The organism is Variovorax sp. V213, assembly GCF_041154455.1.
GTDB lineage: Bacteria > Pseudomonadota > Gammaproteobacteria > Burkholderiales > Burkholderiaceae_C > Variovorax.
This window is the reverse complement of the sequence record NZ_AP028665.1, coordinates 399,226-416,314: the sequence shown is the minus strand read 5'-3', so window position 1 is coordinate 416,314 and position 17,089 is coordinate 399,226. Positions and strand designations below refer to the sequence as shown.

The following is a 17,089-nucleotide window of genomic DNA, read 5'->3' as shown; positions in this document are numbered from 1 at the left end:
GCCCTCGATGACGCGTTCCGCCGGCGGGCGATCTTCACGCGGCTCGCCGAGTTTGTCGAAGTTGGATGGGACAAGAAGCCTGGACATGTGAAGCCCTGTTCGCGTCGGTCGGATGATGGGCCAATGCTAAAGAACGCACGGCCAGGTTGATGCCGAACCATGTGCCTGGAAAAGCGGGAAATGTGTGATTGCGAGCTTCCGGCGGTGGATCGTGCCGCAGCATCGAAAGCCGGTAAGAATCTTCAACCGCACGGCGGCACCAGAGTCCATGGCATGGCCGGCCGAGGTATCAAAAGAGTCTGGAGACACCATGAATCATTTCGCTTGTCGCGCAATTCCCCGCACCGCTTTCGCGCTGCTTGCCTTGTCCTTGTCGGCGTGCACCACGGCCCCGAATGCCGACCAGCTCGCAACGTCCTGCGCCAGCCTTGCAGGCCATGTCATCGCGCCCGGCGCGATGGGATTGCCCAGCGGCAAGGCCTCGGTCGCTTCGGCTGTGCTCACGCCGGCCTCCGCTGCGACGGTCAATGGCAGCGCGTTCGTGCCGGCCCTTCCGCAGTTCTGCAAGGTCAGCGGCACCATCGCATCACGCGACCCCGCGGCCCAGGCCATCCACTTCCAGTTGAACCTGCCGACTCGCTGGAACGGCAAGGCCCTGCAATACGGTGGCGGGGGTTTCAACGGGGTGCTGGTCACCGGGTTGACGCCGCTGCGCGACGCAGCGCCGGACGATCCCCTCCCCATCGCGCGGGGCTATGCGACCTTTGGCCAGGACTCCGGCCATCAGGCCTCCGCGTTTCCGGCCGGCGAGCCCGGCGCCTTCGCGCTGAACGACGAGATGCTCGAGAACTTCGCTTTCGCTTCCTACAAGAAGGTGAAGGACGCGGCCGTGGACATCATGCGCGCGTACTACGCACGCCAGCCGCAGCGCATGTATTACTTCGGCGGCTCCGAAGGGGGCCGCGAAGGGCTGACGATGGCGCAGCGCTTTCCGGCCGACTACGACGGCATCGTGAGCGTCGTGCCCGTGATCAACTGGACCGGCCTGTTCCATGCCTTCGTGCGCAACCAGGTACCGCAGCACGAGGACTGGCTGCAGGCCGAAAAAACCGCGCTCATTGCCAAAGCCACCGCCGACGCGTGCGACGCGCTCGATGGATTGGCCGATGGCGTCGTGAACAACTACATGGGGTGCCAGGCGCGCGTGGACCTGCAGCCCTTGCGCTGCCCCGGTGGTGGCGACGCCGGCGTGCACTGCCTGTCCGATGCCGAGCTGCGTCTCATGCGTGGCATCCACTCGCCTTATGTGTTTCCCTTCCCCATCGCCAACGGCCTCACGGCGTATCCGCCATGGCTCTACGGCCACGAGGACAGCCTGGACGGCCCCTCCGCCCTCAACATGGTGCGTTGGGTCTCCGGCACCGCGGCACCCGCCGCGCCGCCGGACGCCGCGCGCAATGCCACCCAGTGGATCTATGGAAGCAACTGGATCCGCTATGCGATTGCGCGTGACAGGAACCATGACGTACGCGGCTATCGGCCCGAGGATTTCCGCGACCGGGTGCAGAAAACCTCGGCGCTGATGGACGCCACGAACCCCGATCTGTCGGCGTTCTTCGCGCGCGGCGGCAAGCTGATCCTGCGCGAGAACGCCGCGGACCGCGCACAGAGTGCGCTCATGGGCATTCAATATCACGAGGCCGTCGTGGCGCGACTGGGCGCCGCGGCGGCCGAAAGGTCGGTGCGGCTTTACGTCTCGCCCGGCTCCACGCATTCGGGCAACTCGCGCGCGGTCGCGGGCGGGCCGGCAGTGCCGACGATGGTGGACCTGCTGGATCCGCTGGACCGATGGGTGAACGCTGGCGACCCACCCGCGAATGCCCTGGTGCAGGTTGTCAAGGCGCCGCTGCCGCCGTTTGCGGCGCAGGCCTCGCGTCCCATGTGCCGCCATCCCGGCTACCCGCACTACATCGGCGGTGACCGCGCGCAGGCGTCCAGTTATCAGTGCCGGTCTTTTTGAGCGTCCGCTTGAACAGCCCTGGACGCGCGGCGATAGGCCAGGATCATGAGCACCAGGCCGGCAAGAGCCGCCAGGTTCGACACCAGGGCGAGTGCGAACAGCAAAGGCGACGCATCCGTCATCAGAACAGCTGCTGCCGACGAAGCCGCCCAAAGCCCGCCCCACCTCAGGATGTACATGTCCATGTAGGTCCTGAGCCAGATGTTGTTTCTGTGCTCGATGGCTTTGGCCTCGTCCGCGGACGCCTCCGGCGGAATCTGCTCAAGAAGACTTCTCGGAGACCAGAAGCGATGCCAGACGGATGCGGGGCGGGGTTGCGGTGGGCTCATCGAGACGGAGATTACCCGCTGGCGGTCGGCACGCCAGCCAAGGCTGGCTGCTAGGCCCGGGCGGGCTTGCCGGCCGGGCGCCGGCGCGTGAGCGCCAGGTTGGCGGTCATCATGGCCGCGACCAGCGTGACCAGCCACGAGAAGTAGACCCAGAGCAAGAACATGGGGAGAGCCGCGAACGCTCCGTACAGCGCCTTGTACGTCGGCACCTTCACGAGGTAGTTGGTGAAGCCGCGCTTGCCGAGTTCGAAAGCCACGCTGGCGATCAAGCCGCCCGCAAAGGCGTCGCGCAGCCGCACCTTGGTGTTCGGAACGAGGTAGAACATGCTCGTGAGTACGGCCAGGCCGAGCATCAGCGGCCCGAGGTCGAGCACGAATGCGAGCGCGTGCGGCAGCGCCCCGATCAGGCCCATGGAAATGCCCAGCAGATACGACGTGGCCCACAGGCTCAGCCCCAGCACGGGTGGCCCGACGGCCAGCATCAGCAGGTACAGGCCGACCCTCTTGAGGAACGGCCGATTCTTGCGCACCTTCCACATCTGGTTCAGTGCGTTCTCCACGGTGAGCAGCAACGCGATGGCTGCGCTCAGCAAAAAGAGCGAACCGACCCAGGTCAGGCCGCTGGCGTTGGCGGCGAACTGGTTCAGGTACTTCAGCACCGTGCGTGCAATGTCAGGCGGAAGCAGCCGGCTCAGCAAGAACTCCTGAAGCGCATCCTTGAACCGCGCGAAGACCGGGAATCGCGTGAGCAGCGCAAAGCTCACGGCCAGCAGGGGCACGATGGACAGCAAGGTCGTGAACGCCAGGCTTCCGGCGACTTGGGGCAGGCGCTCTTTCCGGGCGCGGTCGATCGTCAGGCGGGTCAGGGCAAACATGTATCGCTGAGGGAGGAAGAATCGAACGGTTTCGCGGCCGCAGGAAGCGCTGCCGTTGCAGGCGATTGTGATCAGTCCGCCGGACCGCATCCCCGTTCGACCATCCCGCAGAAATCTGCCCCTGGCCTCCCACCTGGTCAGCTCTTGGGCTTGGCGAATTCCTCTGCGCTCATCATCTCGAGGGCGACGAACCGGTCGTCGCCTTCGACCCACGCATCGTGGCCGGGTGGAATGGTGTACGACATGCCTTCCTCGATGACGGTCTTCGAGCCGTCATTCATTTGCACGGTGATGCGTCCGGAAACCGCGTACCCGACGTGAGCCACCTGGCAGCTGTCCGTGCCCACAACCGGCTTGATGCACTTCGACCAGCGCCACCCGGGCTCGAGTTTGAAGCGTCCGAGCGTGTACCCCTCGAGGCGGACCACTTCGACCCGGGTCTTTTCGGGCTCCCGAACCTCATCCGGTGCGTCATGGGATTTCGTCTGGAGCTTGTTGACATTCATGGGACTTGCCATCGCGACTCTCCTTGCACGAGCGAGCAGATCGTCGACGGCAGCCTCGTGCCGAACCGCGCGTCGACCGTTTGGATGTTAGTACCGACAGCGACCTCCCCGACATATTTTGAAAACCTTATTAGTACTGTTTAAAAATACAGTATCATCCGGGCATGGACCCCATTCCTGCACCCTTCTGGATCGCCGCTTGCGCGCACCGGCTGCAGCAGCGGTGGCACACCGTCGATCCGCTGGAACTGGAGGAGGTCGCGCGCGAGCTTTGGCGCGATCCTCGCCTACGCACAATGTCGCCCACGGAGGCGGCGGTCGAGTGGCTCCAACCGGTAGCCTGCGCCTATGGGCATTCTGGTCGGCACGGCTTCATGGACTGACAAGACGCTGCTCGCGTGCGGTCGCTTCTACCCGAAGGAGGTGAAGACCGCCGAGGCGCGCCTGCGCTACTACGCGTCGATCTTTCCGCTGGTCGAAGTCGACTCGAGCTTCTATGGCATTCCGGCGCCGGCCAATGCAACGCTGTGGGCCGAGCGCACCCCCGAGGCCTTCACCTTCAACGTGAAGGCCTTCCGGCTGTTCACGGGCCACCAGACCGATCCCAAGGTGCTGCACAAGGACATCCAGCAAGCCCTGGCCACGACCAACTCCAAGAGCCTCTACTACCGCGGCATGCCGCCCGAGATCAGCGTCGAGTTGTGGCGGCGCTTCCGCGAGGCCATCGCACCGCTCAGGCAGGCGGGCAAGCTCGGGCTGGTGCACTTCCAGTTTCCGCCCTGGCTCGTCTGCAACCGCGAGGGACATGCGCATGTGGCGCATTGCGCCGAGCAGATGGCCGGCCACACGGTGAGCATCGAGTTCCGGCACCGGTCATGGTGGGACGAAGCGCATCGCGCCGGCACGATCGAGTTCCTGCGCAATCTCGGCGCCGTGCACACCGTCGTCGACGGCCCGCAGGGCTTTGCCAACAGCGTGCCGCTGCTGGCGGAGACCACCAACGCCGACTTTGCGTTGGTGCGCCTGCACGGGCGCAATGTCGACACCTACAACATCAAGGGCGCGGCCTCGGCGGCCGAGCGCTTCGACTACGACTATCCCGACCATGAGCTGCGCGAGATCATGGCGCAGGTGGTGCGCCTGGCCTACAAGGTGCGCAACACGCACATCATCTTCAACAACTGCGACGAGGACAAAGGGCAGCGCAATGGCATCACGTTCATGAAGATGCTGCTGGCGCATGGATGAAGGGCGCGCCGGCGGAAAGGGCAGGGCAGGGCACGGCCGCATCACAGGAAATCCTCGTTCACCACCAGCGACAGCACCGACCAGCGCAGCCGCTGGGCCCAGTTCGATTCCGGCTCCCGGTGCAGCACCCAGCGGCGGCCGTCGCGCAGGAAGCTCCATTGCAGGCCGCCGCGCCGCGCGGCCTCGCTCACTGTGAAGCTCGCGGGCATGCGCACGCGCTGGATCAGGTCCGCCAGCTCGCCGGCCAGCGCGGGGCTGTCGACGATCAGGCCCAGTTCGGTGTTGCAGTGCGCCGAGCGCCGGTCCATGTTCATCGACCCCACGTAGAACCAGCGCCGGTCCACCACCGCGAGCTTGGCGTGCAGGCGCCCGAGCGAGCCGCGGCCGCCTTCGGTGTCGCTCCAGGCCGGATGCGGTTCGCTCGCCGGCATCAGCTCATACAGCACGGCGCCCATCTGCAGGAGCGCGCCGCGGTAGCGCGCGTAGCCAAAGTGCACCAGCGGCTCGTCGGTGGTGGCGAGCGAATTGGTCATCACCGACACGCGCGCGCCCCCGCGGCTCGCATGGGCGAGCGCCTCGATCATGCGGGGCATGGGCACGAAGTAGGGCGAGACGACGAGCACCTCGGAGCGTGCGGTCCGGAAAAGGTCGAGGTTCGCGGCCATGACCGCGCCCTCGCGGCCTTGCGGCCCCGCGGTTTCCTCGACGCTCCCGCCGGCGTCCCCCGCGTCCCCCGCGGAGGGGCCTTGCACCACCGCGTCCGCCACCACGCGCACCTTCGCGGGCGCCAGCTCGATGCGCCCCTGCGCCAGCTGCGCGCCGACGGGGCGGCGGCCCAGCGCATCGGGCTCGTCGGCAGGAGGCATGAAACGCCCGAGACCGCGCGCCAGCGCGGCGAAGCGGTCGCGCGCAGCGGCCGGCGCCGGGTGGCCGCCGGCCGCGATGGCCTCGAAGGGGTATGACAGCGGTCCGTTCCAGAAGGCATCGAAGCTCGCCGACAGTGCGCGCACCGCCGGGCCGGCCAGCAGCGCGTCCATGTCGATGAAGTTCGCCGGCTTGCTGCGCCCGAAGTACTCGTCGGCGATGTTGCGCCCGCCGGTGATGGCGAAGCTGTTGTCGGCAATGAACAGCTTGTTGTGCATGCGGCGGTTCACGCGGCCGAGTTCATGCAGCGACAGCAGCACGCGCGTGCGCAGGCCGCCGCTGCGCACCGGCAGCGGGTTGAAGACACGCACCTCCACGTTGGCGTGGGCGGCCAGCCCACCCAGCATCTCGTCGTCTCCGCCCGAGTACAGGTCGTCGACCAGCAGGCGCACGCGCACGCCGCGCTGCGCCGCGTCGCGCAGCTCGCGCAGGAATTGCCGCCCCGAGCTGTCGTCGGCCACCACGTAGTACTGCGCGTCGACGGTGTGCCGCGCGGCCTGCGCGAGTGCGATGCGCGCGTCGAAGGCCTGGTCGCCGCCCGGCAGCAGGCGCACGCCGGAGATGCCGGCTGCCTCGGACATCGTGCCGTCCGGGACAGGCAGCGACGCGGCGGCGATGCGCGCGAGGGCGCTGTCCCCGACGTCGGTGCGCGCCTGCGACGCGACGCGATGCACGTCGCCGGGCAATGCGGCGCAGCCCGCCAGCAGCGAGACCGCGACCATGGCCGCGGCGCACAGCCAGCGCGCGAGCTCCAGGTGGTGGAGCGCCATGATGCAGAACCGGCACGCAAGGGGTTCCCATGCGGCACGCAACGCGGCAAGAGACTTTGGGGTGTTCATGGCGGTCCTCGGTGCATCGGATGCAAAGTGGCGATCGATGCAGACAGTCTTCCGCGCGGGCCCCGCCGCAACAATTGAACGCAGCGCCTAGGCGCTGGCGGGGCGCGTTTCGGGCGGCGGCCTAGTCCCGCCGCGCAGGGGTGGCGTGGCCATCCGACTAGGCCTTTGGTGTAGGTGCGTGCGCTCGCTTATTGGGATGCTTTGCGCTAACCTGCAATCAGGACGGGGAGGTCACCGTAGACGAGAGGCCTGTATGAAGGTTCTGCTGGTCGATGACCACGAGATCGTCTGGAACGGCACGCGCCTCCTGCTGGAGCGCATGGCCGCCGAGATCGAACCCGGCCGCCCCTTCCACTTCGAGGCCGTGCGGGACGCCGAGCAGGCCTGCCAGCTGGACCCGACCGGCGTCGACCTGCTGCTGCTCGACTACCACCTGCCCCAGCTCTCCGGCGTGGCCGCGCTCAAGGCCGTGAAGGCGCACTTCGAGGCCACCCCCGTGTGCATGCAGTCGGCAGAAAGCTCGCCCCAGCGCGTGCGCGAGGTCATCGAGGCCGGCGCGGCCGGCTTCATCCCCAAGTCGTACCGGCTCGAGGACATGGAGGCCGCCCTGCGCGTGGTGCTGCGCCACCGCATCTACCTGCCGGCCGAGTTCGTGCTGGCCGACGACGTGACCCGCGCGCGCGATCCCGACGAGCTGCCGCGCGAAGACCTTGCCGGCTTCCTGCGCGTGGAGCTGTCGCCGCGCCAGCGCCAGGTGCTGGCGCTCGCGATCCGGGGCATGCCGGTCAAGCTGATCGCGCGCCAGCTGCAGATTGCCGAGGGCACCGTGAAAGTGCACCTGTCGATGGTCTACCGGGCGCTTGGCGCGCGCAACCGCACCGATGCCATGTGCCGCGTCTTCGACGCGCAGGCGGCCTGGGCGCTCGAGGCCACGTGAGCATGCCGGCGGCGCTGGACGAGCTGGACGAACGGCGCCTGCAGGTGGTCGCCGAACAGGCCCGGGGGCTGCGCTGGCAGATCCTGCTCACCGCCGCCGTCGTGGCGGCCATCGTCTGGCGCGACGTTCCGGCGCCCTGGGTGCTCGGCTGGTTGGCGGCGGTGATCGCCAGCCGCGAGTGGCGCGCCGCCGCGCTCGCGCGCATGGCCGCCGACCGCGCCCGCCCGATCGAAGCGCGGCTGCGTGCCACCGTGCGCTGGAACGTGCTGATCGGCGCGTGCAATGGCTCCGCGGCGCTGTTCATGGCCCGGCTCGACCCGACGCTGGACGCGGTCCTCACGATGATCCTGGTGTCGTGGGGCGCGGGCGCCGTGTCCACCAGCGCCACCGTGATGCCCGCCTTCCTGGCCTACGCGGGGCTGCTCTTCGTGCCCACGGCCGCCATGTGGCTGGTGGCCGGCGGCTGGCTCGGCTGGGGCGTGGCCGCGCTGGTGCTGATGTTCTTCGGCGTGCAGACGCGCTTTGCCCGGCGCAACCTGCAGACCTTCGAGGAGTCGTTCGGCATCCGCGCCGAGAACCTGGCGCTGGCCACCTCGCTGGAGTTCGAGCGCGCGCAGCTGGCCATCGCCCGCGACCAGGCGGTGCGCGCCAACAATGACAAGAGCCGCTTCCTGGCCGGTGCCAGCCACGACCTGCGCCAGCCCCTGCAGGCCATGGCGCTCAACGTGGGGGCATTGCGGCACGTGGCGATGGCGCCCGATGCGCGCGCGATCGTCGAGGTGGTCGACAGCAGCCTGGAGCAGCTGCGTGCCATGCTCGACGCCCTGCTCGACGTGTCGAAACTCGACGCCGGCGTGGTGGTGGCGCAGCCCCAGCGCGTGCGGGTCGACCGGCTGCTGACCGCCGTGATGGCCAGCTTCGGTGCCGCAGCGGCTGCGCGCCAGGTCGCGCTGCGCACGGACTGCCCGCCGGGCCTGGAGGTTCGCACCGACCCCGACCTGCTGCGCCGCATGCTGGCCAACCTCGTGGACAACGCGATCAAGTTCTCGCCCGCGGGCGGGCAGGTCCAGGTGCGGGTCCGCGCGCGGGATGCATCGGACGCATCGAACGCCGAGGTCGAGCTGACGGTGCAGGACAGCGGCCCCGGCATTGCGCCCGAGAACCACCGGCTCGTGTTCGAGGACCTGGTGCAGCTCCAGGCGCCGGGCTCCGGCGCCGCACCCGCCGCAGGGCATGGACTGGGCCTGGGCATCGTGCGGCGCATGGCCGAGTTGCTGGGCGTGCCGGTCGAGCTCGAGTCCAGCCTCGGCGCGGGCGCCTGCTTCCGGCTGCGGCTGCCGCGCGCCGCGCCCGTCGGCGCCGACGGGCCCGAGGGTGACGGCGCCGACGCGCCGTGGAGCCTGGCCGGGCGCTGCGTGCTGGTGCTGGAGGACGACCCGATGGTGCGCGGCGCCTACCTCAACGCGCTGGGCGCGATGGGCTGCCGCGTGCTGTCCGCCGCCACGCTCGACGAGGCACTGGGTCAGGTCGGCGAGACCGATGCGGTGGTGCTCGACTGCCGGCTCGGCGGCGGCATCTCGGGCTTCGATGCCGCCGAGCGCCTGCGTGCGCAGCGCTGCGCACAGCCGGCACACCCTGCGCTTCCCATCGTCATGGTCACGGCCGACACCGACCCGGCGGTGGTCGAGGCGGCGCGGCGTCGGGCGTTGCCGCTGCTGCGCAAGCCCGTCGACGACCGGAGGCTCGGCCGCGCGCTGGCCGCGGCCATCGAAGGTCCCTGAATCCGCCACCCATCCCGCGAGGAGCCGAACATGAACGAAGGCCGCCGCCACGACGACGATGCACCGGGCGACCGCCTGCTCTCGCAGGGTGCCGAGGTGCTGGTACGCGAGATCCTCGCGGCGCCGCCCGACGCTCTGCACTGCGACGTGCTGGTCATCGGCAGCGGCTACGGCGGCGCGGTGGCGGCGGCAAGGCTGGCGGGCGCGCTGGCCGTGGACGCAGCGCCCGGCATCGCGCCCGGCGCGGTGCCGATCAAGGTCTACCTGCTGGAGCGCGGCAGCGAATACCTGCCGGGTGAATTTCCGGCCACCTTCGCCGAGCTGCCGGGGCACGTGCGCTTCAGCATGCAGGACGGCAGGCCCGCGCGCGGCAACGCCTCGGGGCTGTTCGACCTGCGCCTGGGCGGCGATGTGAACGCGCTGCTGGGCAACGGTCTGGGCGGCGGGTCGCTCATCAACGCGGCGGTGATGGAGCGCGCCACGTCCGACGCCTTCGAGGGCGGCGCGTGGCCCGCGGGCCTCGACCTTGCCGCGCTGGCGCAGGGCTACGACAAGGCCGAGGCCATGCTGGCGCTGGAGCAGATCCCCGAGAGTGTCTCCAAGCTCGACTCCCTGCTGAAGGCCGGTACGCGCCTGCATGCGGCATCGTGCGGCAAGGCCCACGTCGCCATCGCTTTTGCCGACGGCACGCGCACGCCCGCCCAGGTGGCGATGCACCGCTGCCTGCGCTGCGGCGACTGCGTGAGCGGCTGCAACCACCGCGCCAAGAAATCGCTGGACACCAACTACCTGGCGCTGGCCCGTGCACGCGGCGCGCGCCTCTTCACCGGTGGCACCGCGTACCGCATCGCGGCCTTGCCGGAAGGGCGCGGCTATGCGGTCGAGTTCTTCTTCACCGATCGGCGCAAGGCACGCACCGACAACGCCCGGCCCTACGTGGTGCGCGCGCGGCGGGTGGTGGTGGCGGCCGGCACGCTGGGTTCCACCGAGCTGCTCAAGCGCTCCGAGGCCGCGGGCCTGCCCATCTCGCAGGCGCTGGGCGAGGGCTTCTCGGCCAACGCGGACATGATCGCGGTGGCGGCCGCGCAGAACGACGAAGCGCTGTCCAGCGCACCCGAAGGCGACGCACCGGCGCAGCGCGGCATCGGGCCGACCATCACCGGCCTGCTTCGCACCTGCGCAAAAAAAGGCGAGCGCCCGCTGGTGATCGAGGAGTTCGCCATTCCCGCGCCGCTGCGCCGCCTGCTGGCCGAAGTCGTGACCACCACCGACGCCCTGCAGGCGCTCGCGCAGATGGACCTCGACCTCCACGCGCCGGACGAGGGGCGCGATCCGCTGGCCGTGGACGACGACATGCTGCGCCGCACGCCGGTCTACGGAATGATGGGCGACGACGGCGCCGCCGGCACCATCGAACTGGTCGGCTGTGGCGGCAGCGATGCCGTGCTGGCCGATGCGCAGGTGCGCGTCATGTGGGACAAGGTCGCGGCCCTGCCGGTGTTCGCGGCGCAGATGCGTGCGCTGCATGCGGCCCACGACGGCGCGGGCGGGCTTGGCGGGCGCGTGCTGCCCAACCCGCTGTGGAACCCGCTGCCACCGTTGCGCAGCCTGGAGGGCCGCCTGGATCCGGTGGGCTCCGTGTTGACGGTGCACCCGCTGGGCGGCTGCCGCATGGCCGACTCGCGCGAGTATGGCGTGGTCGACAGCTGGGGCCGCGTCTACGACCGCGCGGCGGCCACGCCGTCGCTGCTGCCGGGCCTGGCGGTGCTCGACGGCTCGATCGTGCCGGTGTCGCTCGGCATCAACCCTTCGCTCACCATCGCCGCGCTGGCCGAGCGCGCAGTGCCGGTACTGGCCGCGGACTGGAGCCTGGCGCTGGCCGGTTCGCCGCAGCCGCCGGCGTCGCAGCGCCCGTTGCGCCGCGACCTGACCCGTCCCCGCGCGCCCGCACCCACGCGCGTTTCGTTGCGCGAGCGCATGACGGGCCGCGTGCACATCGACGGCCAGGCCTTCGCGCTGAGTGCCGAGGTGGAGTTCGAGCCCATCGACGTGCCGGCCCTGCGCGCGACGCCTCGCGCGCTGGCCCAGCCGGTGGTGGTCCTGCGCTTCGGCAAGGGCGACAACGCGCCGGTCGCGCATTGCGCCGGCACCGCATCGATGCTGGTGCGCGAGAAGAGCGACAGCATCGAGCGCATCCTGCGCAGCCACGCGCTGGCGCGCAAGAAGCTGCTGGCGCTGGCGCAGGTGCTGCTGTCTGTGCGCGCGTCCATGGCGGGTCCGAGCGGCAACGACGGCGACGACGGCGACGAGAGCGTGAGCTTCGAAGGCGCCGCCATGGCCGACCTGATGGCGCTGTGTTCCCACCTCGGGCAGGTGCGCCTCATCGAATACGACTGGACGGTGGAGCGGGTCGAGCACGACCCGCCGCTGAAGGTGGGCGACCGGCTGCGGCTCACCAAGCGCATCGCCTTCGTCGAGGGCGGCAACCCGTGGCGGCAATTGAGCGAGGGCGAACTGCAGCGCGTCGGCCCCGAGGGGGCGAAGCCGCTGGGCCGGATGGTGCTGGACCCTTCCTACTTCGTCGAGCAGCTGCAACCCCTGCTGCGCGTCGAGCACCAGCAGGACATGCCCAACCAGCTGGGGGACCTGGCCGAACTGGCGCTGTGGGTGCTGCGCATCGTGCTGCACGTTCACCTGCTGCACTTCGTGCCGCCGCCCGATTCGCCGCGGCACGACTGGGAGCGCCTGCCGGGCGAGGTGCACGGCGTGCGGCCCGAGCCGGTCGAGCTCGCCACCGCGGCCGGCCCGGGCAGCGCGCCGCCGCGGCTGCTGTCGCGCTACCGCCCGCCGATGCGCCGCGCAGGCACGCGGCCCGTGATGCTGATCCACGGCTATGGCGCGAGCGGTTCCACCTTCGCGCACAAGAGCATTCCCGGCAACCTGGTGCACAGCCTGCTCGAGGCCGGGCGCGAGGTCTGGGTGCTCGACCTGCGCACCAGCATCGGCTTTCCGCACCTGCCGCGGGCCTACTGGTCGTTCGACGAGGTGGCCGAGGCCGATATCCCGGATGCCTTGCGCACCGTGCAGGCAGCGTACGGGACGCCCGACGATGCGGCGCCGGTACAGGTCGACGTGGTGGCGCACTGCATCGGTGCCGCCATGTTCAGCGTGGCGGTGCTGCGCCTGCCGGGGCTGCATGCGTCCATCGGCGCGGTGGTGCTGTCGCAGGTAGGGCCGCTGCTGCGCGCCACGGCCTTCAACCGCTTCCGGGGCTATGTGGCGGGCTACCTGCAGCAGTTCATCGGCACCGACGAGTTCGACACGCGCCCCGCGCTCACGACCATGAAGCGCCTGCTCGTCGACGGCCTGCTGGCGACCTTTCCCTATCCCGACGACGACGGCGAGGCCGAGCGCCTGCGCAAGGCGCCGGGCTTTGCGGCCGTGCGGCACCGGGCCGACGCCATCTTCGGCCAGACCATGCGGCTGCACAACATCGGCAAGGACACGCTCGATGCGCTCGATTCGATCTACGGTTTCGTGAAGCTGCGGGGCCTTGCCCAGGTCGGCAACTACGCCCGCGAGGAGGTGCTGACCGACGCCGGCGGGCAGGGCCACGCGGTCGGCTTCGAGCAGGTCGGCCAGCGCTTCGGCTTTCCAGTGTTCATGCTGCATGGCCAACGCAACGCGGTGTTCGACTGGCGCGGCTCGTACGAGAGCTTCTGGCTGCTCAAGCGCGTGTTCGGCAAGGACGGCGGGCTGCCGCGGGAGCCACCGGAGCTGCCGGACCCGTCGAAGCCTTCCGGGGGCGACCTGTTCCTCGGCGAAGGCACGCCGCACCAGCTGCTGGTGCTCGGCGCCTACGGTCACCAGGACACGCTGATCGGCGAGAAGGCCTGCACCGACGTGTTCCCGCACATCGTACGGTTCCTCGAGGCCTTCGACAAGAAGCCCGGCCCCGGCGAGCCGGTGCCGCCCGACTGGGTGGCCCGCCTGCCGTGGACCGGCCCGTGGCTGGGCCATGCGAGCCGCGCGGCGGGCCACGCGGGCCGGCTGCATTGCCGGCTGGCGCTGCGTCCGCCGCCCGCGCATGTGTCGGCGCGCGCCGTGGTCTTCGTGCCCGCGCGGCGCCGCGACGGGCGGTGGTGCTTCGACTTCGAGTGGATGGTGGCGCTCCCGACCACGCGCGAGAAGCTGCTGCAGGAGGCGGTGGAGGTCGACCTCTTCGACGAGCGGCTCGCCGAGTACCAGGGCTTCGCGGTGCTGACGGCGCACGACGACCTGCCCATGGCGCGCGGCCCCATCGACGTGCTGGGCCCGCGGATGGCGCCCGGGCTGTTCGCAGAGCCGCAGGACGCACCCATCGAGCCCATCCGCACGCAGGTGATGCGGACGCTGGACGCGGCCACCGACGCGCAGCGCGAGCGCGCCGTGGTGCGCCTCGACCCGGCATGGACCGGCGCCGTGCAGCGCGAGGGCGAGCCCGCGCAGGCCTCGCTGTGCTTCGCGCTCGCCAGTTGCCAGTACGTGCCGGGCCTGGTCGACCGGGTGCCCGCACAGGCGTCGTATCGGCGGCTCGCGCAGCGGCTCGAGCTGCTCGCGCCACCGCACAAGCCGCAGCTGCTGGTGCTGGCCGGCGACCAGGTGTATGTCGACCAGACCGCGGGGCTCTTCGTACCGGCGGGCGGCGACGACGTCGGCCAGGCCTATGCGCTCAGCTTCAGGCTGGAGGCGCTGCGGCAGGTGATGGCCTCGCTGCCGACCTATCCGCTGCTCGACGATCACGAGGTGATGGACGACTGGGAGCCGGGCCCCGACCCCTATGGAACGCCGGCCGTGCGCGCCGCGCTCGACGGCTACTTCGCGCAGCAGCACAAGCTGGTGAAGGGCATCGGCCCGCATCGCGACCAGCGTCCCTTCGACTACCGCATCGCGCCGGCCGGCTTTCCGTTCTACATGCTCGACACGCGCAGCACGCGCCAGCGGCGGGCGCTGCGCACGGACGCGCAAGCCGCGCCCCTGGACCACGCAGCGATCCGCGCCGAGGCCGGCCTGGGCGACCTGAAAAAGTGGCTGGAGGCCGCGCCCGCCGCGGTGCCCAAGTTCATCGTGTCGCCGGTGGCGCTGTTCCCGATGCCGCGCGCCGCCGTCTTCGGCGACCCGGCCGAGCGCCTGGGGCTGGACGACTGGAGCGGGTACCCGGCCTCCCAGCGCGCGCTGCTCGAGCTGCTGCGCGACACCAGCGCGCGCCACGTGGTGGTGCTGTCTGGCGACCGGCACATGTCGAGCGTGTCGAGCCTCTGGCTGCAGGCGGCGGGCGGGCCGGTGGAGGTGATCTCGGTCGTGTCCTCGGGCCTGTATGCACCCTGGATCTTCGTCAATGCGCGTCCCGACGCGTTCTGGCTCGATGGCCAGGTCGAACTCGGCCGCGTGCCCGGGGCCTTCGTCGCCACCATGGTGACGGCGGCCGTGGGCACCGGCAGCGGCTTCGCCATGCTGCAGGTGGAGCTCGGCGCCGGCGGCCATTGGCGCATCGGCGTCACCCTCGACCTGGACGACGGGCTCACGCGGTGCCATCGCGACCTCGATCCGGCCGGCGACAGCGGGTGGGCGGTGGAGGGACCGGCGCGCTTCGCATGCGATGACGACAATCGGCCAGAACCGCGCACAAGCGCACAACGTCGTGCACTCTCGGGAGAGTGACATGAGGAAACTCATCGCGTCCACGTTCACGTCGCTGGATGGTGTCATGCAGGCACCAGGCGGACCGACCGAAGACCCCACCGGAAACTTCAGCTTGGGTGGCTGGCTGTTCGCTTTCGGAGGCGCAGGAATGGATCTTTCGGCGGCGGGTTTCGACGGCAAGGATCGGGAGCTCGTGCTCGGCCGCAGAACCTACGAAATCTTCGAGGCCTATTGGCCCTACCAGCCGGCGCATGATCCGATTGCAAGGACGCTCAATGCGGCAAAGAAGCATGTGGCGTCCCGCACCCCGAAGTCATTGCAATGGAACAATTCTTCATGGCTTGGCGGCGACATCGTTGCAGCCATCACCGCGCTCAAGGATCAGCCCGGACTCCACCTTCAGATCATCGGCAGCGGCAACCTGATCCAGACGCTGCAGGCCGCATCGCTCATCGACGAATACAACGTGTGGACGTACCCCGTGGTTCTTGGCCATGGAAAACGGTTGTTCGAAAACGGGGCAAGGCCGTGCGCACTGCGGCTCGTGGCCTCGAAGGTTTCGACGACCGGCGTCGTGATGAGCACCTACGTTCCAGCTGGAGACATCCAGCTTGGCTCGCTCGGCGAGGAGGCCGCGCCCAGCGCGAAAGAACTGGCCCGGCGCGCCAGGATGGCCGGGGGCACGACGTGAATATCAGGCGAAGTAGTCAATGACCGTTTGAAGCTCCGCGATGGCGGGTGCGCCTGTCGTCAGTTCGGACGCCGCGCACCAGGGGGCGGACAGGTTCGAGATCCAAGCCATCAAGGGCGCCAGATGTTCGGGCGCAAGGCTGAGCATCTGTTCGATGGTGATCGTGAGCCGGCTTGCCAACCGCGGGGGCGCGGACTCGAAGACCCAGTCGTAGCGCCCGCAGCCGACGCGCACGGCACGGCTGTCCTTCTCGGACATGCCGACCAGCCATTGGCAGCCGTACCGCGGCAAGTCTTCCGTGGGCGGCGCGCCGATGCACAGCGTGTGCACGTTCTCGAAGGAGCGGGAGAACTGGCGCACCAGCACTTCGGTGATCGCTTCGATGCCTTGCGCCAATGGCGGGAACGAGATGGTCCCGGCATTGACGACCATCTCCAGACGAGCATCGGGGGCGAAAGCCTGCCGCATGAGATGCGGCCGGTTGTGGTCCTTCGCGCGAAGGTAGGCGGTGACGACGTTCTGGATGCGAGACATGTTCGTTCGGGCCTGCGATGCATCGCCTTGATCTGATGCGCCCGATTGTGCGAATCCGCGCCCGCAAACGCCAACAAAAAGTTTCTCGCTCAGTTCATCGATTTTCTTGATGACCTAATAGCGCATGGAGCCTACGGACGACATCGCCATGCCGTAGATGATCAGCAAGGAAGAGGGTATGGCAATCAGGAGTGCGAGCAAGCTCCCGACAAGGTAGGTCACAGCCAGCTTGCGGCTGCCGTGCAGCCATGAGGCCAATGCACCGAGAAGCGGAAGGGCGGAAGCCGCGGTCGGCACAAACGCCACGAACATGGGGGTGTGTCGGTTGCTCGCGAAGGCCGTGGCCACTGCGACCATCAGAACGACAGTGAGATGAAGCAGTACGAACCTGGCGCGAAAATTCTTGAGCTTCGAAATCCAGTAGATGGCGTACAGGGGATAGGTGACACCGCCTGAAAAATGCAGCCACTCGATGCCTTGGTAGGTCGAAGTTCGAACGGCGTCGTAAACGATGGGAGGCAGCAAGACAACGCAGAGCAAGATGCACGCGTGAAGCATGAACGTGGCCGCAACGGACGGCCAGCGTGGTTTGGGCGTCTCCGAGCGTGTGTCCGCTCGGGTGGCGTCGGCCAATCCGATCGGGGTGAGGGGTTCGTCTGGCATGAATGGCGGTTCAGCGAATATGGATCGGCCCGACCTGTAGCGTCGGTCGGGGCGTGCGGC

General features: G+C 69.2%; 13 protein-coding genes. 7 read left to right on the top strand and 6 right to left on the bottom strand.

Annotation, left to right across the window (positions count from 1 at the left end; genetic code table 11):
• Window positions 1-310: 310 nt before the first annotated feature.
• Window positions 311-2,020 carry a tannase/feruloyl esterase family alpha/beta hydrolase gene (locus tag ACAM55_RS27035; RefSeq protein ID WP_369657338.1) on the top strand — a complete coding sequence of 570 codons (1,710 nt, stop codon included), beginning with the start codon at window positions 311-313 and terminating at the stop codon, window positions 2,018-2,020.
• Here the strand turns inward: ACAM55_RS27035 and ACAM55_RS27030 are convergent.
• The 3 genes from ACAM55_RS27030 to ACAM55_RS27020 all read right to left on the bottom strand — a co-directional run bounded on the left by ACAM55_RS27030 (window position 2,002) and on the right by ACAM55_RS27020 (window position 3,742).
• Entirely contained in the window at window positions 2,002-2,349 is a 348-nt protein-coding gene (locus ACAM55_RS27030) for a hypothetical protein (protein ID WP_369657337.1), read from the bottom strand. The genes ACAM55_RS27035 and ACAM55_RS27030 overlap by 19 nt on opposite strands.
• A gap of 50 nt (window positions 2,350-2,399) precedes the next feature.
• On the bottom strand, window positions 2,400-3,224 hold the full coding sequence (locus tag ACAM55_RS27025; protein ID WP_369657336.1) for a YihY family inner membrane protein: 825 nt from the start codon (window positions 3,222-3,224) through the stop codon (window positions 2,400-2,402).
• Between the two features lie 137 nt (window positions 3,225-3,361).
• Entirely contained in the window at window positions 3,362-3,742 is a 381-nt protein-coding gene (locus ACAM55_RS27020; RefSeq protein WP_369657335.1) for a cupin domain-containing protein, read from the bottom strand.
• 152 nt (window positions 3,743-3,894) lie between these two features.
• Between ACAM55_RS27020 and ACAM55_RS27015 the strand changes: the two genes are divergently transcribed.
• The gene (locus ACAM55_RS27015) at window positions 3,895-4,113 is read left to right on the top strand and encodes a hypothetical protein (protein WP_369657334.1); all 219 of its coding nucleotides are present in this window, start codon (window positions 3,895-3,897) and stop codon (window positions 4,111-4,113) included.
• Complete coding sequence (locus ACAM55_RS27010) at window positions 4,079-4,978, top strand: DUF72 domain-containing protein (RefSeq protein WP_369657333.1); 900 nt, start codon at window positions 4,079-4,081, stop codon at window positions 4,976-4,978. The genes ACAM55_RS27015 and ACAM55_RS27010 overlap by 35 nt, the downstream gene beginning before the upstream one ends.
• Before the next feature lie 41 nt (window positions 4,979-5,019).
• Here ACAM55_RS27010 and ACAM55_RS27005 read toward each other — a convergent pair whose 3' ends face one another.
• Window positions 5,020-6,741, bottom strand: a complete 1,722-nt coding sequence (locus ACAM55_RS27005; RefSeq protein ID WP_369657332.1) for a phosphatidylserine/phosphatidylglycerophosphate/cardiolipin synthase family protein — start codon at window positions 6,739-6,741, stop codon at window positions 5,020-5,022.
• 253 nt (window positions 6,742-6,994) lie between these two features.
• Here ACAM55_RS27005 and ACAM55_RS27000 point away from each other — a divergent pair, with 253 nt between their 5' ends.
• The 4 genes from ACAM55_RS27000 to ACAM55_RS26985 are packed head-to-tail and all read left to right on the top strand — an operon-like array spanning window position 6,995 to window position 15,832.
• Window positions 6,995-7,678: a response regulator gene (locus ACAM55_RS27000; RefSeq protein WP_369657331.1), complete on the top strand. Its 684-nt coding sequence runs from the start codon at window positions 6,995-6,997 to the stop codon at window positions 7,676-7,678.
• A 2-nt stretch (window positions 7,679-7,680) separates the two neighbouring features.
• Window positions 7,681-9,459, top strand: coding sequence for an ATP-binding protein (locus ACAM55_RS26995; RefSeq protein WP_369657485.1), 1,779 nt, complete (start codon window positions 7,681-7,683; stop codon window positions 9,457-9,459).
• 30 nt (window positions 9,460-9,489) lie between these two features.
• The gene (locus ACAM55_RS26990) at window positions 9,490-15,159 is read left to right on the top strand and encodes an alkaline phosphatase D family protein (protein WP_369657330.1); all 5,670 of its coding nucleotides are present in this window, start codon (window positions 9,490-9,492) and stop codon (window positions 15,157-15,159) included.
• A gap of 1 nt (window position 15,160) precedes the next feature.
• Window positions 15,161-15,832, top strand: a complete 672-nt coding sequence (locus ACAM55_RS26985) for a dihydrofolate reductase family protein (RefSeq protein WP_369657484.1) — start codon at window positions 15,161-15,163, stop codon at window positions 15,830-15,832.
• Between the two features lie 3 nt (window positions 15,833-15,835).
• Here ACAM55_RS26985 and ACAM55_RS26980 read toward each other — a convergent pair whose 3' ends face one another.
• Both ACAM55_RS26980 and ACAM55_RS26975 read right to left on the bottom strand, forming a co-directional pair.
• Window positions 15,836-16,366 carry a nuclear transport factor 2 family protein gene (locus ACAM55_RS26980; protein ID WP_369657329.1) on the bottom strand — a complete coding sequence of 177 codons (531 nt, stop codon included), beginning with the start codon at window positions 16,364-16,366 and terminating at the stop codon, window positions 15,836-15,838.
• Between the two features lie 114 nt (window positions 16,367-16,480).
• Window positions 16,481-17,029 carry a hypothetical protein gene (locus ACAM55_RS26975; RefSeq protein ID WP_369657328.1) on the bottom strand — a complete coding sequence of 183 codons (549 nt, stop codon included), beginning with the start codon at window positions 17,027-17,029 and terminating at the stop codon, window positions 16,481-16,483.
• Window positions 17,030-17,089: the final 60 nt, after the last annotated feature.